The sequence below is a fragment of the Streptomyces sp. NPDC001858 genome (genome assembly GCF_053594615.1).
Genome location: NZ_JBSFEV010000022.1, coordinates 84,314 through 105,840 on the forward strand (window position 1 = coordinate 84,314; position 21,527 = coordinate 105,840).

The window sequence follows — 21,527 nt, forward strand, 5'->3', positions numbered from 1 at the left end:
GGACGCCCCGCGGCCCGCGAAGTCGGCTTTAATCGATACGTCGTCACGTCAAGCGGGGAGAGAGCTCATGCCACGACCGCCGGGCCACGGACCGGGCTTCGAGGTCAGACGCCAGAAGATCATCGACATCGCGGCGTCGTTGTTCGCCCAGCAGGGATACGCGGCGACGTCCATCAACGACCTGGGCCGCGCGGTCGGGCTCGCCAAGGGGGCCCTGTACTACTACATCGGCTCCAAGGAGAACCTGCTCGTCGAGATCCAGTCCCGCGTGATGGGGCCGCTGCTGTCCCGGACCCGGCAGATCACCGAGCTCGACGCGGATCCCCTGCTGCGGCTGCGCCTGCTGTCCGAGTCACTGCTGACCATCATCTTCCGCAGGCTCGACCACATCTGGGTCTACGAGCACGACTACCGCAGTCTGAGCGGCACCGAGCTGAAGACCCTGCTGGGCCAGCGGGCCGACTTCGAGCAGTTGATCTCGGGGCTGCTCACGGAGGCCGTCGAGCAGGGCGTCTTCCGTACGATGCCGCCGCGCCTGGCCACCCTGCAGTTCCTCAACCTGCACAACCACACCTACCAGTGGGTGAACCCGGACGGGGACTGGGACGCCGCGTTCCTGGCCCGCGAGTACTGCGCGACCCTGTTCCGTGGCTTCGGTGCGCCCGACCACGCCCTGCCGAGGGTCGAGGAACTGGCCGAGGCCTTCAAGCGCGACCGGCCCGAGCTGCCGCTCGACCCCGAGGCCGGCTGGGAGTCCGTCCCCGCCGATCGGTGACGAAGGGCCTGCGGGGCGCTGCGGCGCACCGCGGGCCGACCCCCGTGCTTCCCCTTCAACCGGGTTCAGTCTCCGCCCCCAGCCTTGTCGCCCGCGCCTCGCGAATCTAGACTCTACGGAAATGAAGCTAATTCAGTTCAGGTATCGCGACGCGCACTCGGGAGGAGACTCATGATGGGTTCCGTGGACGGCAAGACCGTGCTCGTCACGGGTGCGGGACAAGGCATCGGACAGGCGATCGCCGTGGAGATGGCCCGGCAGGGCGCGTCCGCGGTGGCCGTCGCCGACCGGAACGAGAAGACCGCCGCCGAGACCGCCGAGCTGGTGCGCGCCGCCGGGGCGCGGGCCGAGGCCATCGTCTGCGATCTGCGCGATCGCGACAGCATCGCCGCCATGGTCGCGCGGAGCGCGGAGCGCTTCGAGGGACTCGACGTCCTGGTCAACAACGCGGGCGTGATCGAGACCGCGTTCACGGCCGAACCGGACCGCGGCGTCGACTCGCTGTCCGAGGAGGTGTGGGACGCGGTCTACGAGGTCAACCTCAAGGCGGTGTGGCTGACGACCAAGTTCGCCGCACCCCATCTGCGGCGCTCGCGACGCGGGCCCGCCATCGTCAACACCGCGTCCGTCTCCGGCCTCACCGGCTTCCCCAACGCACCCGCCTACGGGGTCACCAAGGCCGGCGTCATCCATCTGACCAAGGTCACGGCGGTCGATCTGGCCCCGGTGCGCTGCAACTGCTTCTGTCCCGGCGTCATCGACACACCGCTCGCCCAGGACTTCTTCGCCGCCGCCCCCGACCGTGCCGCCATGGAACACGAGCTGACCGCACCGCAGTTGGTGGAACGGCTCGGACGCCCGCAGGAGGTCGCGCGGCTCGCGTGCTTCCTGGCCTCCGACGACGCCGCGTTCATCACCGGATCGTCGTACGTGATCGACGGCGGGGCCCTCGCCTGGCTCGGCGTACGGGACTGAGGACCACCGGGGGCCGCGAGACCGCCACACCGTTACACCGTCAACGAGGAGGGGACTCCATGCAGTCGAGGCTGACCGGGAAGACCGCGCTGGTGACCGGTGCCACGGGAGGCATCGGCGACGCCGTCGTACGACGGCTCGCGGCCGAGGGCGCGGCGGTCGTGGTGACCGACCTCGACGCCGACCGCTGCGCGAAGCTCGCGGAGGAGGTCGGCGGCGGGGCCCTGGGGCTGGCGCTGGACGTCTCGGACGAGGAGGCGTGGCGCGAGGTCGTCGCCACCGCGACCGCCGCGCTGGGAGAGCTGTCCGTGCTGGTCAACAACGCCGGCATCGCCACGATGCACACGGTCGAGACCGAGACCATGGAGTCCTGGGACCAGGTCCTGGGGGTCACCCAGACCGGTGTGTGGCTCGGCATGAAGCACGCCGGTCCGTCCATCGAGCGCTCCGGGGGCGGCTCGATCGTCAACGTCGCGTCGATCTTCGGCACGGTCGGCGGCTTCGGCGCCCAGTTCTCCTACCACGCGGCCAAGGGCGCGGTGCGGCTGATGACCAAGAACGCCGCGCTGCACTGGGCGCGGCGCGGGGTCCGGGTGAACTCCCTGCACCCCGGCTTCGTCGAGACGCCCCGGTCGCGCGAACTCTGGCGCGACACACCCCGGTTGACGGCGATGCTCGAGGGCACGCCGCTCGGCCGGCTCGGCACGCCCGAGGAGGCGGCCGCCGCCGTGGCCTTCCTCGCCTCCGACGACGCAAGCTTCATGACCGGCTCCGAGCTGTACGTAGACGGAGGCTGGACGGCCCGCTGAGACCGCCGGGCCGCAGGTTCAAAGCTGCGGTCCGGCAGCGCCCCTTCAGGGGCGCGGGGAACTGCGCGACCAGCCACGACGGCGCCGCAGCAAAACGACCGCACATCGCGGCACAACCGGCGGAGCGCTGAGCGCTCAGCCGGCCGTCGGGGCCGTGTACCGGTCGACTCCGTCGATCTGTGTGCAGCCGGCCCGTCCACGGGCCACCAGCACGTCCAGGTGCGCCGCCGTCTCGTTGACGGCGAGCATCTGGTCGAAGGGCCCGAGGTCCGCGAAGGCGACCCTGCGCCGGGTCCATCCCAGATCCCCCGCCACCTCATGTGCGGTGCGCGTGCGGCCGCCGAGGGCGGTCAGCGTCTCGGCGAGCCGCTCGTCGTGGTGGGCCAGGAGCTCCCCGACCCGTGCGTGCACGCTGTCGCCGACCGGGCCGTGCGCGGGCAGCAGGCTCGCGTCGGCGAGGGTGGTCATCAGGTGCAGCGAGTCCAGGTAGTCGCCCAACGGCAGGGCGGGGCCGCCGAGTTCGAAGCCGATGGAGGGGGTGATGTGCGGCAGCACGTGATCCCCGGAGAACAGCAGCCCGCGCGCCCGGTCGAGGTACACGACATGCCCCTGGGTGTGTCCGGGCGTCGGCACGACCGTCAACCGCGTGTCGCCGAAGTGGAGTTCCTCCGCGTTCAGCCAGCGGTCCGGCGCCTCCCAGACGGTGGCGTCGAAGTCGCCGTCGTACATCGCGGCGACCCGCTCGGCGAGTTCGTGGGCCCCGGCCCGGCGCAGTGTCCGCAGCGAACCGGTCGGCTCGTCCGTGCGCAGCTCGCCCAGGAGTTCCAGGCCGGTGCGCTCGCCCGCGCCGAGGTAGACCCGGGAGCCCAGCAGCCTGCGCAGTTCGACGGCCTGGGTGTAGTGGTCGCGGTGGATGTGGGTCACCAGGACATCGGTGATCTCGCCGAGGTCGTGGCCGAGTTCGTTCAACGCGTCCTCAAGTGCCTGGCGGGACTCGGGGATCGACCATCCGCCGTCGATCAGGACCAGCCCGTCCGTCAGCCCTTCCAGGGCGTAGACGTTGACGGCCCGCAGTCCGTCGTCCGGCAGCGGCAGCGGGATGCGGTGGACGCCGGGCCGCACGGTCTCGGGTCCGGGCTGCGCCCAACTGCCGCGGTCGAAACGGGGGGTGCGGGTCGTGGGGGTGGTCATGCATCTCCTTGCCGGTGCTGTTCGGGGTGTGCGGCGAGCACCGCGTACAGGTCGTGGGCGAGCCTGCGGGCTCCCGACCGGTCGAGCTTGCCGACGGTCGTCTGCGGCAACTCGCCCACGGTGAAGGCGAATTCGGGCCACTTGGCCTTGGACAGGCCGGTCCGGGCGAGGTGTGCGGTGATCTCGTCGAGGCCGAGTTCACCGTTGCCGTCCTCGACCACGACGAGTACGGCGGCTCGTTCGCCGAGGAGCGGGTCCGGTACCGGGGTCACGCAGGCGCGGGCCACCGCCGGGTGGGCGGCGACGGCGCGTTCGATCTCGGTGATGTCGAGGTTGCGTCCGCCGCGGATGATGACGTCCTTCTCGCGGCCCATCACGGTCACCGTGCCGTCCGCGCCGGTGACCAGCAGGTCGCCGGTGGGGAAGAAGCCGTCCGGGGTGAGGGCCGGCGGCTCGACCTTGCCGTCGCGGGCGTAGCCGAGGAAGAGGGACGGGCCGCGGACCTGGGCACGGCCGGTCGCGCCGGGCCCCAGGACGGTTCCGTCGGCGGCGACAGCTCTGAGGTCGGTGCCGGGGAAGGGCCGTCCGTCGCGGCCGAGGCGGATCTCCTCGGGGTCCTCGGGCCTGGGGGAGGTGTGTCCGAGGCACTCGGACATGCCGAAGACGCGCAGGATCTTCGTCCCGAGGGAGCGTTCGGCGCGGGCGAGGGCTCCATGGTCCATGGGGCCGCCGCCGACGGTGATCGAGCGGACCCCGTCGAGCGCCTTCGAGCCGGCCGCGGCCGAGCCCAGCTGGAGGGCCATGGTCGGCACGCACATGGTCCACCGGACGTCCTGGGCGGCCATCCGGGCGAGCGCCTCCTCGCGGTCCCAGCGGCCGGACAGGACGAGCGGCCCGCCCAGCATGAGCGCGAGGCAGACGCCGAAGCAGTAGGCGGCGGTCGAGGAGAGCGGGACGACGGCCGCCACCGCGTCCCCGTCGCTCAGGCCGTTGACGTCGATCGTGCACGAGCACGCGTACCGCAGGGCGTCCTCGGACTGGACGACGCCCTTGGGGCGTCCGGTGGAGCCGGAGGTGAGGCCGATGACGCTGCCGCCGGACCAGCGGGAGACATCACGCGGGCCGCGGCGGGCGCGGACCGTCCAGCCGTCCAGGACCTCGGCCGTCACGGCGCCGGGCAGCGCCGGGGCGCCGCCCCACTCCTCGATCGCGGACGGCTCGGCGATCAGGACGTCCGGCCGGATGTCCTCCATCGCGGCGGCGAACTCGGCACGCGTCGTGTGCCGGTTGACCAGGGCCAGGACACCGCCGGTCAGCCCGACGGCGAGGGTGGCCGCGACCGTGCGCCACGAGTTGTCGGCCTGGAGGAGCACCGTGCCGCCCGTGGTGTCCTCCGGGGTCATCGCCTCGGCCAGGTCGGTGGCCCGCTGTAGGAGATCGCGTGCGCCGTGGCGTCCGTGATCGTCGACGACGGCTGTGAAGTCGGCCTGTTCGGACCGGTAGTAGAACTCCCGCACTGTCTGTCGCATCCGTTTCCTCGCCCCTTTGCGAAGCCTCTTTGCCGAACCTCTTGCCGCGCTCAGCCGCCGTACATCTCCAGCTCGCCGCCCATGACGGCGATCCGGCGGCCGCGCATGTCGCCGACCTGGGCGACGGCGGCCGCCCACTCGGGGCTCTGCAGCGCATTGCGCAGGTCCTCGGCGGTGTCGAAGCTCAGGACGGAGAGGCCGTCCCAGCCCTCCGAGCGCGGTTCGAGGGCCGCGTCGAGGTCGGTGTGCCGCCAGGACCTGAGCCCGGGCAGGTGGCGGGTGAGTTCGGCGTGTTCGCCGCGCCACCAGTCGATGAACCGTTCGTGGGTCCACTCGGGCGGCCGGGCCGCCAGCAGGACGAGGTTGTACATCGCGCCTCCTCAGCATCGCGCATGCCCAGGATCGTGCCTGGTCGGGATCGTGCCTGGTCGGGATCGGGCCCGGTCCGGGCCGTGCCTGGTCGGGATCGGACCCGGTCGGGATCGGACCCGGTCTGGAGCGGACCCGGTCGGGAGCGGGTCCGCTCAGGTGAACAGGACCGCGGGCGAGCGCCCGATCAGCAGCCGCCGTACCCGGCCCTGGTCGTCGAGCCGCACCGAGGCCACGAAGGTCGCCTCCGGCACGCCCGCTCTGCGCACCTCGCCGAGGTACAGCTCGTCCGGGCCGACCGTGGACGCGGTGAGCAGGTGGTGGGTGCGCACGCCCACCTCGCGCTGGGCGAGGTAGCCCTCCATCTCCGCCCGGCCGCCATGGAAGTCGGTGCCGGCGTCGCCGCCGGTGGAGAACAGGATCGAGAAGGAGAAGTCGTCGCTGATCAGGTCGAGGATGCGGTCGGCGTCGGGGCTGTCCAGGATCCCGAACCAGGTGGTCAGGAACGGGGCGGCGGAGGTGGCGGGCGCGCTCACGGCCGGTCCACGAGGTCGAACTCGGGGGTGAAGAAGGACTGGTAGCGGGCCATCAGCCCGGCGGGCGAGATCTGCGCGGCGGACAGAAACGCGCCGGAGGTCGCACCCCGGTCGACGACGAAGCCGTACGCCGTCTCGACGTCGCCGTCGACCGAGTAGCGCACGATCTCGTGGCTGCGGTCCACGGCGTTGCGCCCCGCGATGTAGTCGGCGAAGTCCGCGCGGGACGTGCCGCTGTGCAAGCCGCCCGGGACGGCGATGAGGAACCGGAATCCGGGTTCCAGAAGTTCCAGGGCCTTTTCCGGGTCCTGGTCGTCCATTCTGGCCATGTATTCGCGAATCACCATTGCCGATCGTTCTCCCTCAGCGCCACATGAAACAACCTGAGTTCAGTTCAGTTTGACTGTAAGACGGCCGCCCCGCCCCGGCAAGAGGCGGGGCCGAGGCTATTCCGCGACCATCCGCACCACGCATCCCTCTATCGTGTCGCCGATCTCCGCCAGCGGAATCGCTCCGGTCGGGCGGTACCAGCGCCAGACGCTGACGATCATGCCGAGCACGGCGAGGCCCAGCGTGTGCGCGTCGCGGACCGGGAAGGCGCCCTTCGCCATGCCGCGCATCAGCAGGCTCGTCCAGTCCCGCTCGACCATCTGGACCAGCTGACGGGCCGCGACCCGCTCGGTCTCCTCGCGCTTGGACTTCCGCGGGGTGGCGAGCAGGGACATGTTGGCCTGGAGGATGCGCATCTGGCGGATCTCCTGGTCGGTGACCGCGAAGGCGGCCCCGACCGCGGCGCGCAGCTCCTCCACCGGTTCCGACACACCGCCCGTGGCCTCGACGAACTGGTCGTGGGAGCGCTGCAGTTCCAGCCGCATGATGGTGAGCAGGCAGTGGGCCTTGGACTCGAAGTAGTGGTACAGCGCGGTCTGCCCGATGCCGACCCGGTCGGCCACCTCGGACCACTTGGTGTTCTCGTAGCCGTCCTCCCCGAACCGCTCCACGGCGGCCACGAGGATCGCGCCGCGCTTCGACCTGGGCCCCTCCTCCGGATCCACGATCCGTGCCCTTGCCATCGTCTCTCCCTCTCCTCCACGGTCGGCACCGACCGCCGCCCCGGTCGTCCGAGAGTAGACCCAAGTTCAGGTCGGCTACGAATCGAAGATCGTCCGGAGCCCTCACCGGCCGTCCGACCGTGAGGCGCGGGTTCCCGCGAAGTCGGGCCGGCGTCCGGCGAGGAACGCCGCCACGCCTTCCCGGCCCTCCCCGGACACTGCGGCGGCGGCCAGCCTGCGGGCCTCCGCGTCGAGGTGTTCGTCGAGGGTGTCGGCTGCCGCCTGCCCGACCAGCCGCCGGGTCGCCCCGTACGCCTCCGTCGCGCCGCGCGCCAGCTCGCCCGCCACCCGTGCGGCTTCCTCGTCCAGCCGCTCCGGCGCGACGACCCGGCCGACGAGGCCCAGCTGCAGTGCCTCGGCGGCGGGCACGCGCCGGTTGGTCAGCAGCAGGTCCACGGCCCGCCGCGGTCCGACGAGCCGGGGCAGGGACCAGCTGACCCCGGCGTCCGGCGTGTACCCGATCGCGGTGTACGCGGCCGTGAAGCCCGCGTCGGTCGCCGCGAGGCTCACGTCCGCCGCCGCCACGAGCCCCAGCCCGGCGCCCGCGACGGCCCCCCGCACGGCGACCACCAGCGGCGCGTCCAGCCCGGCGAGGATCCGCAGCGCCCCGTGGAGCGCGTCGGTGACGTCGGTGAGATGCCCGGCCAGGCGTTCCGGAGGCAGGGCGGCGAACTCCTTCAGATCGCCGCCGACGCAGAAGGACCGGCCCCGACCGGTGAGCAGCACCGCCCGCACCCGCTCCTTCTCGCACTCCCGGGCGGCGTCCAGCAGCGACCGGGCCATCGCCAGATCGATGGCGTTGCCGGCACCGCGGCACATCTCGACCCGGGCCAGCCCGTCGCCGTCGATCTCGACCGTGACCCTCATCGCGCCGTCCATCCGCCGTCCACGGTGAGCACGTGCCCGGTGCAGTACGAGGACGCGTCCGAGGCCAGATAGAGCAGCGCCCCGTCCAGCTCCCCCGGCTCCCCGCCGCGCCCCAGCATCGTGCCCCGCTCGACCCAGCGGCGGGAGCGCTCGTCGGCGAACAACTCGTCGGTCATCTCCGAGCGGAACCAGCCGGGCGCGAGCGCGTTGACCCGCACCCCCGACCTTCCCCACTGACCCGCCAGTTCCCGGGTCAGCCCGACGAGCCCGGCCTTGGAGGCCGCGTAGGCCGCTCCGCCCAGCGGGGCGCCGGAGACCAGGCCCAGGACGGAGGAGACGTTCACGACCGATCGCGTCGGACGGCCGTGGTCGTGCGCCGGCACCTCCGCCAGCAGCCGCGCGAGGTGAAAGGGCGCCACGAGATTCACGGCCAGCACGTCCGCGAAGTCGTCGGCGCTCTCGTCCTCGGCGCGTACGGCGCCGGGCGCGCCGGCGTTGTTGACGAGGACGTCGATCCGGCCGGTCTCGTCGAGCGCCGTCTCCATCAGCCGCACCCGGTCCTCGCCGCGCGAGACGTCGCAGACGACGGGGTGGATGCGCGGGTCGCCGTCGGCGAGTTCCTTGAGCTTGTCCGGTCGCCGGGCGGCGGCGAGGACGGTGGCGCCGGCCGACGCGAGCACCGTGGCGAACCGGGCCCCGAGCCCGGACGACGCCCCGGTGACCACGGCGGTCCGGCCGTCCAGCGAGAACAGGTCCGTGATCGCGTGGCTCATCCCTCCACCCCGATCGGCAGCACGGTCGCCCCGCCGTCCAGGACCAGCGTCTGCCCCGTCATCCAGGACGAGGCGTCGGAGGCCAGGAAGAGGGCCGCGTGCGCGACGTCCTCCACCGTCCCGAGTCGGCGCAGCGGCAGCTTCGCGGTCAGGATGGGCTCTCTCGGCTCCCAGACGGCCCGGGCGAGCTCGGTCTTGATCAATCCGGGCGCGATCGCGTTCACGCGGGCCATCGGGCCGAGTTCGTAGGCGAGTTGGCGGGTCATGTGCAGCATGGCCGCCTTGGTGGCGTTGTACCAGCCGATGTGGGGGTCGACGATCAGTCCGCCGACGGAGGCGATGTTGACGACCGCTCCCCCGTGCTCGCGCATCCACGCGCGCCAGGCACACCGGGTCCAGGCGATCATGCCGTACTGGTTGACCCGCACGGTCTTCTCCGCGCGCGGCAGGTCGAGGTCGAGGAGATCGCCCATGTAGGGGTTGGTGGCCGCGTTGTTGACCAGGACGTCGAGGCGTCCGAGGCGGGCCATGGTCTCCTCGACGCAAGCCTCGGCGTCGGCCGGCTCGCCCGCGTTGGCGACCGTCTCGTGGACCTCGCCGTCGCCCTTGACGCGCAGCAACTCCTCGCGTGCGGCGGCGAGTCCGTCCGGTTTGCGGGCGGCGATCACCACATGGGCGCCCGCTTCCCGGTACGCCTTGGCGATCCCGAGTCCGATGCCCCGGGAACCGCCGGTGATCACGGCGACCCGCCCGCTCAGTGCCTGTGTGCTCACGCCGACTCCTCCGGGTACTTGGCCAGTTCGCGCCGGGCGACCGTCCGCAGATGGACCTCGTCCGGTCCGTCGGCGATCCGCAGCGCCCTGGTGATCGCGTACAGCCGGGCCAGTACGGTGTCGTCGCTCACCCCTGCGGCCCCGTGCGCCTGTACCGCCCGGTCGACGACCCGGTGGGCCACCTCCAGGGCGGCCACCTTGATCGCGGCGACCTCGGTGCGGGCGGCCGCGTTGCCCGAGGTGTCCATCAGCCAGGCCGACTTGAGGACCAGCAGCCGCAGTTGCTCGATCTCGATCCGGCTGCGGGCGATCCACTCGCGCACCACGCCCCGTTCGGCGAGCGGACCGCCGAAGGCGGTGCGGGTCAGGGTCCGTCGGCACATCAACTCCAGGGCCCGTTCGGCGAATCCGACCGCCCGCATGGCGTAATGCATGCGGCCGGGCCCCAACCGCCCCTGCGCGAGGGCGAATCCGTCGCCCTCGCCGCCCAGCAGCGCCGACGCAGGCACCCGTACGTTCTCGAAGAGCACGTCGCCGTGGCCGCAGCGGTCGGTGTAGCCGAACATCGGCAGATCGCGGAGGATCGTGATGCCGGGGGTGTCGCGCGGGATCAGCAGCATGCTCTGCTGCCGGTACGTCGGCGCGTCCGGGTCGGTGACGCCCATCAGGATGATCATCCGGCAGTCCGGATCGAGGATCCCGGACGTGTACCACTTGTGGCCGTCGACGACGTACTCGTCGCCGTCCCGGGTGATCCGGGTGCGGATGTTGCGCGCGTCGGAGCTGGCCACCTCGGGCTCGGTCATGGCGAAGCAGGATCTGATCTCGGCGGCGAGCAGGGGCCGCAGCCAGCGGTCCTGCTGCTCGGGGGTGCCGAAGAGGGCGAGCAGTTCCATGTTGCCGGTGTCGGGTGCGGAGCAGTTGAAAACCTCCGGTCCGATCACGGACCGGCCGGCCAGTTCGGCGAGGGGGGCGTATTCGAGGTTGGTGAGGCCGGCGCCCCAGTCGCCGTGCGCGAGGAAGAGGTTCCACAGGCCCTCGGCGCGCGCCTTCTCCTTCAACTCCCGCATGACGGGCGGTAGTTCATGGGGATCGTCCGCTTCGGCGAGCTGCCGGTCGTAGACGGGCTCGGCGGGCATGACGTACTCCGTCATGAACGCGGCCATGCGCGAGCGGAGTTCGTCGGCCCTCGGGGAGAGTGCGAAATCCATGAGTGGCGCTCCTTCAGGGCCGTCGGGCGAGGACGTCGCGGGCCGCGCGGATCATCGCCGCGATGGTCGGCGGCAGCCGCTCCTGGTCGGGGTCGTGGTGCTTGCCCTCGCGGTGCCGGCGCAGGTTGTGGCCCATGATCGCGGCCATCTTGGTGCGGGCCAGGGCACGGAACCAGTCGAAGGCGGGGGGTTCGGGGTCTCCGTCGAGGTAGGCGGCGAGCAGCTCCTCCTCGGTGGGCAGGCCGGGGACGGCACGGCCGAGCCGGGGGAAGTTGCGGTGGTCGGCGAAGAGGAGGAACCACGCGAGATCGATGCGGGGATCGCCGTGGCCCCAGATCTCCCAGTCGACGACGGCGGCCGGTCGGGCGCCCGCGAACAGGGCGTTGCCGAGCCGGAAGTCGCCGTGGGTGAGGGTGGGCGCGACCGGTTCCGGAAGGCGCGCGGCCAGGGCGGCCAGCACGTCCTCGGCCCCGGGGCGGAGTTCGGGCGGGACCGCGCGCATGGTGCGGCTCCAGCGGTCCAACTCGCCTTCCCGATCCAGGAGTTCATCGGTCTGAGGGCTCTTGGTGGCGTGCAGGTCGCGGAGTACGTCGGCCAGGACCAGCATCCGGGTGCGGCAGAGCGCGGGGTCGAGCCGGTGCTCGTCGAGGACGGGTTCGATCGCCTCGCCGTCGACGAACTCCATGGCGAACCAGGCCGGTTCGGCTTCGTCGACGGCGACGACGCCCGGCACGGGGACCGGTGATCCGGCGAGCGCGCGCAGGATCCGGGCCTGGCGCAGCACGTCGTCGCGCCCGATGGGCCGCCGGCCCGGCGGCACCGCCTTGACGACGTACGAGACCGGTCCCGCCGTGATGGAGTAGGTCAGTCCCGAGTGGCCGCCGGGCAGCGTGCGCAGGTCGCCGAGCGGGGCGCCCGGATGGCGTGCGGCGAGCTGCCCGCGGACCCGGCGGGTGAGTTCGGCGACCTCGGTGGCGGTGCTCAACTCCCCGCCCCCTTCGGTTCCTTGGGCAGTCCCAGCACCCGCTCGGCGAGGATGTTGCGCTGGATCTCGTCGCTGCCGCCGGCGATGCGGTAGCCGGGAGCGCCGAGCAGGTGCTCGGTCCAGGCGAAGGCGCCCCACTCCCCCGTGTCGGCGGCGAGGCGCGGTCCGAGGAGTTGCTGGACGAGGTCGGTGGTGGCGCGCATGGTCGCGGTGGCGTGGAGCTTGCCGACGGAGGCCTCGGCGCCCGGTGCGCGGCCGGCCGCCAGCGCCGATGTCACACGCAGTCCGGTGAGCCGTTGGACGAGGGTGTGGACGACCAGGTCGGCCGCCTGCAGCCGCTCCCCGTCGGTGAGCGGGCGGGGCAGGTGCCGGGCGAGGTCGAGGGCGCGCTCGGCGTTGTCCAGCCCCAGTCCGCCGGAGTCGAGGCGTTCCGCCGCGAGCACGGTGAGCGTGACCCGCCAGCCCTCGCCGACGGGGCCGAGCCGGTCGGTGTCGGGCACGTGGACGTCGTCCAGATACACCTCGTTGAAGCTGGCGCCGCCGGTCATCTGCCGGATGGGCCGGACGGTCACGCCCGGCGCGTCCATCCGGACCAGGAAGACCGTGATGCCCGCGTGCTTGGGCACAGCGGAATCGGTGCGGCAGACGGCCACACCCCAGGTGGCGACGCGGGCCCCGGAGGTCCAGATCTTGTGGCCGTTCAGGATCCAGCCGTCGCCCTCCCGCACGGCCCGGGTGCGGACGGCGGCGAGATCGGAGCCGGCCTCGGTCTCCGAGAACAGCTGACAGGCGAGTTCGTCGGTGCGGAGCATGGGGCGCAGCCAGCGCGCCTTCTGCTCGTCCGTCCCCCAGCTGCGGATGGCGGGGGCGACGAGTTGCTGGGTGACCGGGAAGACCTCGGTGCGCCTCGGTACGTCGAAGGCGGACTCCTCGGTCCGGTACAACTGCTCGTAGTGGGCGGGCAGTTCACGGCCGCCGTACTCCGGGGGCCAGGCGAGCGCGCCCCAGCCCTGGTCGTGACGGGTGCGTTCCCAGTCCCGGGCCCGGTCCGTGTGGGCGCGTTCCTCGGCCTCGGTCCAGTTCTCGAAGACGGCCACCGAGTCGTCGCCGCGGCCCCACTCACGATCTGCGGCGCGCGCTGTCGCCACGCCCTTCAGCCAGCGCCGGGCCTCGGCGCGGAAGTCGTCCGGTGCGGGTATGCCGTCCATGATCCTCCTTTCGAACGGACCCCCAACGGATCTCGACGGAGATCTCGGCGGGCTCTCAACGGGTCAGTACGGTGCAGGCGCTGACGCCCGGCGCCCCGTACACATGGGTGAAGCCGGTCGACGGGTCCCCCGGCACCTGCCGTTCGCCGGCCCGGCCGCGCAACTGCTGCACGACCTCGTGGACCTGGCGCAGTCCGGACGCGCCGATGGGCTCGCCGTTGGCGATGCAGCCGCCGTCGGTGTTGACCGGGAGCAAGCCGTCGATCCTGGTCGCCCCGAACGGGATGAGCGACTCCTGCTCGCCGTGCTCGCAGAACCCGCACTCGGCCATGTGCATCACCTCGGCCCCGCTCTCGGTGTCCTGCAGCTGGCACACGTCGATGTCGCGCGGCCCCAACCCGGCCTCCTCGAAGGCGTGTTGCGCGGCGTCCGCGGTCACGCTCGTCGGCGTTCCCGGCGGCGCCCACGGGCTGAACACCTCGAAGGAGCCGAACCGGCGGGTCCGTACGACCGCCGCCCGCAGCGCGACCGGCGTGGCGTCGAGCTCGCGGGCCACCGCCCGGTTGCACAGGATCAGGGCGACGGCGCCCTGGCCGGGCGAGCAGAACATGTACCGGGTCAGCGGGTCGTTGACCGTGCCGGACGCCAGGATCTCGTCCGCGTCGAGCGGTTTGCGGCGCCAGGCGTGCGGGTTGAGCACGCCGTTGGCGTACGCCTTCTCGGCGACCAGCGCGAGGGTGCGGGCGCTGATGCCGTGGTCGTACATGTACCGCTGGATCTTCATGGCGAAGAACTGGGTGGTCACCATCAGCCCGTCGCGGCCGTAGGCCTCGTCGAGCCCCCAGTCCGCGGGCCGGGGGTCGAAGGCGCCGCGCGGGTGCTTGTCGAAGCCGACGGCGAGGGCCACGTCCGCCGCGCCGGAACGGATCGCATGCGTGGCCGCGACCAGGGCGCTGCCGCCGGTCGCGCAGCCGTTGCGCACATTGGTGAACGGCACTCCGGTCAGACCGAGTTCGGCGACCAGGGTGTCGGCGTTGCCGGCCGCGTCGCTGCCGCCGTAGGCGGCCCGCACCCGTGACCACGGCAGTCCGGCGTCGGCCAGCGCGGCGCGCACGGCCTGCACGGCCAGCTGCCGGCCGTCGGCCTCCGTACGGGCGAAGGAGGTGATCCCGGCACCGCAGACGAGTACTTCCTCGTCGCTCATACGGCGGCTCCGGCGACTCCGGCCGCTCCGACGGCTCCGGCGACTCCGGCCGCTCCGGTGGCCCTGGGGACGCCGTCCCCCGCCGTGATGGTCACCGGCATGCCGATTTCGGCGTCCTCGGGCCGGATGTCGAGGACCGCCAACACCCGTACGCCCTCCGGCAGTTCGACGTAGCCGACGGTGAACGGCGCGAATCCGGCGGCGGGCGGGAGGTACGGCGGCGACTTGGGCGCGTAGCGCTGCGCGGTCCAGGTCCACAGCGTGCCGGCGGCGGAGAGCAGGACCGGCTCGGCCGGCCCGCCGCAGCGCGGACACGCCGGCTGGGCGGGGTAGGCGGCCACCGCGCAGTCGGCGCACCGGGAGCCGCGCAGGCGGCTCCCGGTCTCCGGCCCGCGGGTCAGCGACCCTTCCACTGCGGCTCCCGCTTCTCCAGGAACGCCGCCACGCCCTCCGCCGCGTCCTCGGAGTTGAGCATCACGCCGACCGCGAGGTGCTCCATGACCATCAGCGACTGGATGTCGGCGTCGAGGCTGCGGTCGATGGTCATCTTGGTGATCCACATGGTGAACGGGCTCTTGTCGATGAGCTGGTCGGCGAACTCCTCGACGGTCGCGTCGAGCTTGTCCGCGGGCGCCGAGGAATTGATGAGACCGAACTCCGCGGCCTCGACCCCGGTGAGCAGCTTGCCGGTGAGCATCAGCTCCTTCGTCTTGCGGACGCCGATCATGCGCGGCACCCGGTAGATCGGCCCGGCGCCGCCGAACAGCGCGCGCCGGATGTGGAAGTCCCCGATCAGGGCGTCGTCCGCGGCGATCGCGAAGTCGCAGGAGATCATCAGCTCGAAGCCGCCCGCGGTGACATGGCCTTCGAGGACTGCGATCGACGGGGTCTTCATCGAGTAGAGCCGGTCGCAGACCTTCGCCGACAGCACGGCGACGTCGATGGCGGTGGAGCTGCCGATGAAGTCGGCCTTGAGGCTGTCCAGGTCGAACCCGGAGCAGAAGGTGTTGCCGCGCCCCCGCAGCACCAGCACACGCAGTTCGGGGTCCGCGTCGACCTCGGTGATGATCTCGTCCAGCCGGTTCAGGATCGGCACGGTCACGCAGTTCTTCTTGTGCGGGCGGTTCAGCCAGACCCGCGCGACATGACCGTCCCGCTCGAACTGGATCTCGTCTTCGACTGCCATGAGTCCTCCAAACTGAACTGAATTGAGTTCGATTCTGTGGCCAGTGATGGCCCGTGTCAATGGACTGGGACGGGGTGGTTGCGCCACCCGACGGGCAGAACCGCGACCGGTCAGTCGGTACGGTCGATGCTGCCGCTGCGGCCGGTGCGGGCGAGGCCGCTGCCGCCGGTGAGGCCGAGCAGGCCGGCCAGCCGCAGGCGATGGTCGTCCGCCGTGCCGAACAGCGCTTCGTCGGCCCGGGCCCGGCGCACATACAGATGGGCCGGATGCTCCCAGGTGAAGCCGATCCCGCCGTGGAGCTGGACGTATTCCGTGGTGGCCAGCCGATAGGCGCCGGTGCAGGCCACCGCCGCCGCGCTCGCCGCCACGGGCAGTTCGCCGGCCCGCGAGGCGAGGCAGGCGCTCGCATACGCCGACGCCGACCGCGCGCCCTCGACCGCGACGAGCAGATCGGCCAGCCGGTGCTTGACCGCCTGGAACGAGCCGATGGCCCGGCCGAACTGGGTCCGCCGGGAGACATGGGCGAGTACGGCGTCCAGGGCGTGCGCACTGCCGCCGACGTGCTCGGCCGCCAGCGCCACCCGCCCGGCGTCGAGGACGGCATCGACGACCTCCTCCGCCGCCGGTCCGGGCTCGCCGACCGGCTCGGCCGGAGCCGCCCGGAAGCGGACGAGCGCCTGGCGGCGGGTGGGGTCGAGAACCCGGCGAGCCGTGCGGTCGCAGGTCGCGCCGTCCGGCTCGCAGGCGAACAGCCGCTTCCCGTCCGGCGCGCGGGCCGCGACCAGCAGCAGTTCGGCGCCCGCTCCGTCGGGCACGAAGTCGGCGTCTCCGCGCAGCACCCAGCCGTCCGGGCCGCGCTCCGCCGTGACGTCGGCGGGCTGCAGGAATCCGGCGACCGTCGCCGTGCGCGCACCGCCGGCGATGCCCGGCAGCCAGCGCGCACACGCCTGCCGGTCGCCGCTCTCCAGCAGGGCGTGTCCGGCGAGGACGACGGTGCTCAGCAGCGGTGCGGGGCACAGCGCGCGGCCGGTCTCCTCCAGTGCCACGGCGAGTTCGGCGAAGGTGTAGCCCGCGCCGCCGTACTCCTCGGGCACGGCGAGCCCGTGCACACCGATCTCGCCCGCGAGCCGGTCCCAGAGCTCCCGGTCGTATCCGCGCGGGCTCTCGGCCTGCCTGCGCACTTCTTCGGTCCCGCCGCTGTCGGTGAGCAAGTCCCGTAGGACCGTGCGCAGTTCGCGCCGCTCTTCGGTCTCGAGCAGCAGCCCGGGATCGGCATCGAGCCGGAACATCCAATCCTCCCTCGGTTGTACCGCCAGGGGCGCGGGGATCCTTCGGTCCGCGGTTGCGCCGCGGGGCGCGACCGGCCACGGACGGCCCGCAGCCGGCACACGCCAGGGGGACCCTCACACCGTGAACCGCCCGCCGTTGGCCAACAGCACCGCCCCGACGAGGTTCGCGGCCTCGTCGCCGGCCAGGAACAGCGCGATGTCGGCGATCTCCTCCGGCGTCGCGTAGGGGCGGACCCGCGGATCGGCGAAGCCGCTGCGCAGGGCCGCGGGGGTCCGAGCGGCCATGCCCGTCTCCGTCGGCCCCGGAGCGACCGTGTTGACGCGGACGCCGAACGCGATCGCCTCCTTGGCGACCGACTGGCTGAGCGCATGGACACCCGCCTTGGAGGCCGCGTAGTGCGGATAGCCGGCCTGGGCGTCGAAGGCCGAGGAGGAGCCGACGGTGACGACGGCTCCGGACCGGTGCGGCGCCATGACCCGCAGGGCGGCACGCAGGACGTGGAAGGCGCCGTCCAGGTTGACGCGCATGACGCGCCGCCAGGCGTCGTCGCCCAGCCGCCCCGTCACCTCCGGCGGCCGGTCCGCCACCAGGGCCTCGGCGATCCACTCCTTGGCCGTGGGGTCGTCGACTCCGGCCGCGTGCACGACGATGTCGAGCCGCCCGTGCCGCCGTACGACCTCCTCGAAGGCTTCGTCGACCTGCGCCGGTTCGGCCACGTCGACGGTCAGGGGGTGCGCTCCCGGCACCTCCTTCGCGACGGCCTGCGCCGCCGGGCCGTCGACGTCCACGGCGAAGACCTCGGCGCCCTGCGCGCACAGTCGCCGGACGACCGCCGCGCCGATGCCGGATCCCGCGCCGGTGACCAGCGCGATCCGCCCGTCGAAACGCCCCGTGTGCTCACCGTCCATGCACGGTCACCACCCCGCAATCAGTTACTGAACTGACTTCATTTTTGTTACTGTCTCACGTATGTCAACAGACCGGTCAACGCACGCGACGACGGACGCGACAAGAGCGCTGCGGCTGACCCGCTGGGGCGGTCCGCCGATCCTCACCGAGGTGCCGCGCCCCACCCCCACGGGCGAAGAGGTGCTGATCCGGGTGGAGGCGGCCGGCCTGTGCCGTTCGGACCTTCACGTCATCGACGCCCGGCCGGGCGATCTCCCCTACCGGCTTCCGTTCACGCTCGGGCACGAGGTCGCGGGCCGGGTGATGGAACGCGGCCCGCTCGCCGTCGGCCCCGCGGTGGGCGCGCGCGTCGTCGTCCACGGCCCCTGGGGCTGCGGGAGCTGTGCGCGCTGCACGGTCGGAGCGGAGAACTACTGCGACCGGCGCGCGACCCTGGACGCGGACCGCGTCGGCACCGGGGCGGGACTCGGACGCGACGGCGGGATGGCCGACCTGCTGCTCGTCCCGTCCGGACGACTGCTGGTCCCGGTCGGCGACCTGGCCGCCACCCAGGCCGCACCCCTGTCGGACGCCGGGCTCACCGCGTACCACGCCGTGGCCACGGTGCGCCGCGCGCTGGACGACGAGGCGGGCGCCGGCGTGGTCGTCGTCGGCGTCGGCGGGCTGGGGCATCTGGCCGTGCAGATCCTGCGCGCCACGACGACCGCGCAGGTACTGGCCGTGGACGTGCGGGAGGAGGCGCTCGCGCTGGCCGACGAGTGCGGGGCCCACTTCGGCACGCTGCTGCGACCCGACACGGCGGCGGTCCTGCGGGGCCGGACGGGCGGAGTCGGGGCGGTGGCCGTGCTCGACTTCGTCGGCAGCCGGTCCAGCCTGGAGCTTGCGGTGGCCGTGCTGCGGGCGGGCGGGGAACTGGCGGTGGTCGGCAGCGGCGGCGGGGAGCTGAAGGTCCGTAAACCCGGCGCTCTCCCTCCGGGAACGCGGGTCTCGCTGCCGTTCTGGGGGACCCGGCCCGAACTGGAGGCCGTGGTGGCCCTGGCGCGCGAAGGGGTGCTGAAGGTGGACGTCGAACGGTTCGGGCTGTCGAGCGCGACGGAGGCCGTCGAGCGGCTCCGCTCCGGCGAGGTCCGGGGGCGCGCGGTCCTGCTCCCCGACTGACCCGACCGGTCCGACCGGGCCGATCGGCGCGGCTGATCCGATCGGCCCGATCGATCGACACGCTTCTCGCGCCGCTCCCGCCCGTCCGGCCGAAACCCGTACTGCCGTACCCGTTGCCGACCACCCTCTCGACTCCAGAAGTGAGTTCAATTAGCGTTTTCTCGCACTACTCGGCAATGCGAAGGCGGTGGGACCCGCTATGAATGCGGAGACAGTGGATCTGCTGGTGATAGGCGGCGGCATGGCCGGTCTGACGGCCGCCGCCCAAGTGGCCGCCCAGGGCGGCTCGGTGGCGCTGGTGGAGAAGGCGGAGCGCACCGGCGGCTCCGCGCGCTTCGCCGGTTTCGTATGGACGACCCCGACCGTCGAGGAGCTGCGCCGGGTCAACCCGGACGGCGACCCGGAGCTGGCCACCGCCCTGGTGGACGGGTTCGCCGACGGCGTTTCCTGGATCCGGTCGCTCGGTGTGGATTGCCGACCGCCGGTGCCCGTGCTCGGCTTCGGCCGTGGGCACCAGGTCGACACGAACCACTACCTCGACACCTGCGAGCGGTTGATCCGCGAGCGGGGCCAGGAAGTGCTGACCGACACCTGGACGCGCTCCCTCGTGATGGAGAACGGCGTCGTCAAGGGGGCGGAGTGCGTCCTGCCGGACGGATCGCTGCGCCGCGTCGAGGCCGCCTGGACCCTGCTCGCGACCGGCGGTTTCCAGGGGGATCCGAGTCTGCGCGCCGAGCATCTGCACCCTCGGGCCGTGGACATCGGGCTGCGGGCCAACCCGCACAGCCGGGGCGACGGCCTGACCCTCGGGCGCACCGCGGGCGCGGCCTTCGGCAAGAAGGACGCGGGGTTCTACGGGCACCTGATGCCGGCGGGCGTCTCGCTGGCCGACCCGGCTCGCTTCGTCGACCTGGCGCTCTACTACAGCGAGCACGCCCTGCTGTTCGACACGACGGGCGAGCGCTTCGTCGACGAGACGCTCGGGGACCATCTCACCACCATGGCGCTGCTGGAACGGCCGGAGGCCCGCGGTCTGCTGGTCGCCGACGCGCGGGTGCACCGCGAGTGGATCAGCGCCTCGTACGTGGAGGGCATCCCCGGCGTGGACAAGTTCCAGCTCTGCCACCGCGCCGGGGCCCGCAGCGCGGTGGCCGACAGCCTGGATGACTTCGCCTCGATGCCCGAGGAATGGGGCTATCCCGGCGCGACGATCCGCGACCGCATCGAGGAGTTCAACGACTCCGTGGGCGGCGCCGGCGCGACCGAAGCGAGCGGCGGGCCGACACCCGGCCGCCTGCTCGACCGTCGGCCGCTCGACCGTCGACCGCTCGACGAGCCGCCGTTCTACGTCATAGAGGCGGCCCCGGCGATCACGTTCACCTTCGGGGGCCTGCTGATCGACGCCGCGACACACGTCCTCTCGACGGACCCGGGTGGCCGGCGCCCGGTGCCCGGCCTCCTCGCGGCCGGCGCCGACGCCGGGGGCCTCTACCGCCGCGCCTACGCGGGCGGCCTCGCCCCCGCGCTGGTCTTCGGCCTGACGGCGGCACGCACCGCCCTCGCCGGGGCACCGGCCGCCCTCGCCCGCTGAGCTCCGGTCGGCTCCGGTCGGCTTCCATCTGCTTCCGTCGGCTTCGGCTGCCGCTCCGCACAAATCCCGTGCACGAGGCTTGCCCGTCCGGCACCGCAGTGTCTAGCTTACTGAATTGAGTTCACTTTAACTCGATGGTTCGTGAGGTGATCATGCTTTCCGCATGCGTGGCGCGAACGCGCTCTTCCCCGAGGGAGGGACTGTGAGTCAGTTCCTGCTTGTCCTGGTCAGTGGGGTGGCCAGTGGAGCCGTGTACGGCCTGATGGGTCTCGGGCTGGTGATCATCTATCGGGCCACGGACGTCGTGAACTTCGCGATGGCCTCGCTCGCGACCCTGGGCCTGTACGTGGCGGTCTCGCTGCACGACCGCGGTGTGGCCACGGTGGTCGGCATCCTCGCCGCCGTGACGATCACGATCGCGGCGGGCCTGGTGGTGCGCGAGACGGTGATCCGGCCGTTGGGACAGGGCCAGTTGTTCTCCGCGCTCGTCGTGACGATGGGCGTGTCCCTGATCGCGGAGAGCGTGGCCGGATCGATCTGGGGCGACCAGCCCAAGGCCTTCCCCAGTCTGGTCGACGGGTCGGTGCGCTGGTCGGGCGCCGCCGTGCCGGTCCAGAGCCTGGTGACGATCGCCGTCGCCGCCGTCGCGATGGCGCTGGTGGGGTATCTGTTCTCCCGCACCACGCTCGGCTCGGCGATGCGCGCGGTGGCCGAGTCCGCGGACACCGCCCGCGTCGTCGGGCTGAGCGCGCAGCGCCTGGCCCGGATCTCCTGGGCGCTCGGCCTGGGCCTGGCCGCACTCGCCGCCTGTCTGTACGCGCCGCGTTCCGGCCTGGTGCCCACCGCGCTCGTCGCGCCCCTGTTCCGGGCCTTCGCGGGAATCTTCCTGGGCGGCCTGACCAGCATGTACGGGGCTGTCCTCGGCGGGCTGACCATCGGCGTCCTGGACAACCTGGCGGCGAACTACGCCTCCGCCAGCTTCCGGGACACGTTCGTGTTCTCGTTCACCGTGCTGGTGCTGCTGATCCGTCCGCAGGGAATGTTCGGCACCCGCACCTTCCAACGGGTCTGAGGGG

General features: G+C 72.4%; 23 protein-coding genes. 6 read left to right on the top strand and 17 right to left on the bottom strand.

What is annotated here, in order from left to right:
- Positions 1-67: 67 nt before the first annotated feature.
- From ACWCPF_RS27620 to ACWCPF_RS27630, 3 genes are all read left to right on the top strand, one after another.
- Entirely contained in the window at positions 68-775 is a 708-nt protein-coding gene (locus ACWCPF_RS27620) for a TetR family transcriptional regulator (protein ID WP_451047800.1), read from the top strand.
- 171 nt (positions 776-946) lie between these two features.
- Positions 947-1,750 carry an SDR family NAD(P)-dependent oxidoreductase gene (locus ACWCPF_RS27625; protein ID WP_451047801.1) on the top strand — a complete coding sequence of 268 codons (804 nt, stop codon included), beginning with the start codon at positions 947-949 and terminating at the stop codon, positions 1,748-1,750.
- Between the two features lie 59 nt (positions 1,751-1,809).
- Complete coding sequence (locus ACWCPF_RS27630) at positions 1,810-2,559, top strand: SDR family NAD(P)-dependent oxidoreductase (RefSeq protein WP_451047802.1); 750 nt, start codon at positions 1,810-1,812, stop codon at positions 2,557-2,559.
- A 135-nt stretch (positions 2,560-2,694) separates the two neighbouring features.
- Here ACWCPF_RS27630 and ACWCPF_RS27635 read toward each other — a convergent pair whose 3' ends face one another.
- The 17 genes from ACWCPF_RS27635 to ACWCPF_RS27715 form a co-directional block, all read right to left on the bottom strand.
- The gene (locus ACWCPF_RS27635; RefSeq protein ID WP_451047803.1) at positions 2,695-3,750 is read right to left on the bottom strand and encodes an MBL fold metallo-hydrolase; all 1,056 of its coding nucleotides are present in this window, start codon (positions 3,748-3,750) and stop codon (positions 2,695-2,697) included.
- Positions 3,747-5,279: a class I adenylate-forming enzyme family protein gene (locus ACWCPF_RS27640; protein WP_451047804.1), complete on the bottom strand. Its 1,533-nt coding sequence runs from the start codon at positions 5,277-5,279 to the stop codon at positions 3,747-3,749. The genes ACWCPF_RS27635 and ACWCPF_RS27640 overlap by 4 nt, the downstream gene beginning before the upstream one ends.
- A 50-nt stretch (positions 5,280-5,329) precedes the next feature.
- Complete coding sequence (locus ACWCPF_RS27645) at positions 5,330-5,650, bottom strand: EthD family reductase (RefSeq protein ID WP_451047805.1); 321 nt, start codon at positions 5,648-5,650, stop codon at positions 5,330-5,332.
- 153 nt (positions 5,651-5,803) lie between these two features.
- Positions 5,804-6,184: a nuclear transport factor 2 family protein gene (locus ACWCPF_RS27650; protein WP_451047806.1), complete on the bottom strand. Its 381-nt coding sequence runs from the start codon at positions 6,182-6,184 to the stop codon at positions 5,804-5,806.
- Positions 6,181-6,531 (bottom strand): nuclear transport factor 2 family protein, encoded by a 351-nt coding sequence (locus ACWCPF_RS27655; RefSeq protein ID WP_451047807.1) that lies wholly within the window; start codon positions 6,529-6,531, stop codon positions 6,181-6,183. Before ACWCPF_RS27655 ends, ACWCPF_RS27650 begins: the two co-directional genes overlap by 4 nt.
- Positions 6,532-6,630: 99 nt before the next feature.
- The gene (locus ACWCPF_RS27660; protein WP_451047808.1) at positions 6,631-7,257 is read right to left on the bottom strand and encodes a TetR/AcrR family transcriptional regulator; all 627 of its coding nucleotides are present in this window, start codon (positions 7,255-7,257) and stop codon (positions 6,631-6,633) included.
- Between the two features lie 102 nt (positions 7,258-7,359).
- The gene (locus tag ACWCPF_RS27665) at positions 7,360-8,163 is read right to left on the bottom strand and encodes an enoyl-CoA hydratase/isomerase family protein (RefSeq protein WP_451047809.1); all 804 of its coding nucleotides are present in this window, start codon (positions 8,161-8,163) and stop codon (positions 7,360-7,362) included.
- Positions 8,160-8,936, bottom strand: coding sequence for an SDR family NAD(P)-dependent oxidoreductase (locus ACWCPF_RS27670; RefSeq protein ID WP_451047810.1), 777 nt, complete (start codon positions 8,934-8,936; stop codon positions 8,160-8,162). Before ACWCPF_RS27670 ends, ACWCPF_RS27665 begins: the two co-directional genes overlap by 4 nt.
- Positions 8,933-9,709, bottom strand: a complete 777-nt coding sequence (locus ACWCPF_RS27675) for an SDR family oxidoreductase (protein ID WP_451047811.1) — start codon at positions 9,707-9,709, stop codon at positions 8,933-8,935. The genes ACWCPF_RS27670 and ACWCPF_RS27675 overlap by 4 nt, the downstream gene beginning before the upstream one ends.
- Positions 9,706-10,920 carry an acyl-CoA dehydrogenase family protein gene (locus tag ACWCPF_RS27680; RefSeq protein WP_451047812.1) on the bottom strand — a complete coding sequence of 405 codons (1,215 nt, stop codon included), beginning with the start codon at positions 10,918-10,920 and terminating at the stop codon, positions 9,706-9,708. Before ACWCPF_RS27680 ends, ACWCPF_RS27675 begins: the two co-directional genes overlap by 4 nt.
- A 13-nt stretch (positions 10,921-10,933) precedes the next feature.
- Entirely contained in the window at positions 10,934-11,905 is a 972-nt protein-coding gene (locus ACWCPF_RS27685; RefSeq protein ID WP_451047813.1) for a phosphotransferase family protein, read from the bottom strand.
- Positions 11,902-13,113 (bottom strand): acyl-CoA dehydrogenase family protein, encoded by a 1,212-nt coding sequence (locus ACWCPF_RS27690; protein ID WP_451047814.1) that lies wholly within the window; start codon positions 13,111-13,113, stop codon positions 11,902-11,904. The genes ACWCPF_RS27685 and ACWCPF_RS27690 overlap by 4 nt, the downstream gene beginning before the upstream one ends.
- 55 nt (positions 13,114-13,168) lie before the next feature.
- Entirely contained in the window at positions 13,169-14,317 is a 1,149-nt protein-coding gene (locus tag ACWCPF_RS27695; protein ID WP_451047815.1) for a thiolase family protein, read from the bottom strand.
- Complete coding sequence (locus ACWCPF_RS27700; RefSeq protein WP_451047816.1) at positions 14,314-14,730, bottom strand: Zn-ribbon domain-containing OB-fold protein; 417 nt, start codon at positions 14,728-14,730, stop codon at positions 14,314-14,316. The genes ACWCPF_RS27695 and ACWCPF_RS27700 overlap by 4 nt, the downstream gene beginning before the upstream one ends.
- Positions 14,715-15,503: an enoyl-CoA hydratase/isomerase family protein gene (locus ACWCPF_RS27705; RefSeq protein WP_451047817.1), complete on the bottom strand. Its 789-nt coding sequence runs from the start codon at positions 15,501-15,503 to the stop codon at positions 14,715-14,717. The genes ACWCPF_RS27700 and ACWCPF_RS27705 overlap by 16 nt, the downstream gene beginning before the upstream one ends.
- Before the next feature lie 110 nt (positions 15,504-15,613).
- The gene (locus ACWCPF_RS27710; RefSeq protein WP_451047818.1) at positions 15,614-16,792 is read right to left on the bottom strand and encodes an acyl-CoA dehydrogenase family protein; all 1,179 of its coding nucleotides are present in this window, start codon (positions 16,790-16,792) and stop codon (positions 15,614-15,616) included.
- A gap of 114 nt (positions 16,793-16,906) precedes the next feature.
- Positions 16,907-17,701, bottom strand: a complete 795-nt coding sequence (locus ACWCPF_RS27715; RefSeq protein WP_451047819.1) for an SDR family NAD(P)-dependent oxidoreductase — start codon at positions 17,699-17,701, stop codon at positions 16,907-16,909.
- A gap of 61 nt (positions 17,702-17,762) precedes the next feature.
- Between ACWCPF_RS27715 and ACWCPF_RS27720 the strand changes: the two genes are divergently transcribed.
- From ACWCPF_RS27720 to ACWCPF_RS27730, 3 genes are all read left to right on the top strand, one after another.
- A complete protein-coding gene (locus ACWCPF_RS27720; protein ID WP_451047820.1) occupies positions 17,763-18,860 on the top strand; it encodes an NAD(P)-dependent alcohol dehydrogenase in 1,098 nt (365 codons plus the stop codon).
- A 199-nt stretch (positions 18,861-19,059) separates the two neighbouring features.
- Positions 19,060-20,451: an FAD-dependent oxidoreductase gene (locus ACWCPF_RS27725; RefSeq protein WP_451047821.1), complete on the top strand. Its 1,392-nt coding sequence runs from the start codon at positions 19,060-19,062 to the stop codon at positions 20,449-20,451.
- Between the two features lie 202 nt (positions 20,452-20,653).
- Positions 20,654-21,523, top strand: a complete 870-nt coding sequence (locus ACWCPF_RS27730) for a branched-chain amino acid ABC transporter permease (RefSeq protein ID WP_451047822.1) — start codon at positions 20,654-20,656, stop codon at positions 21,521-21,523.
- Positions 21,524-21,527: the final 4 nt, after the last annotated feature.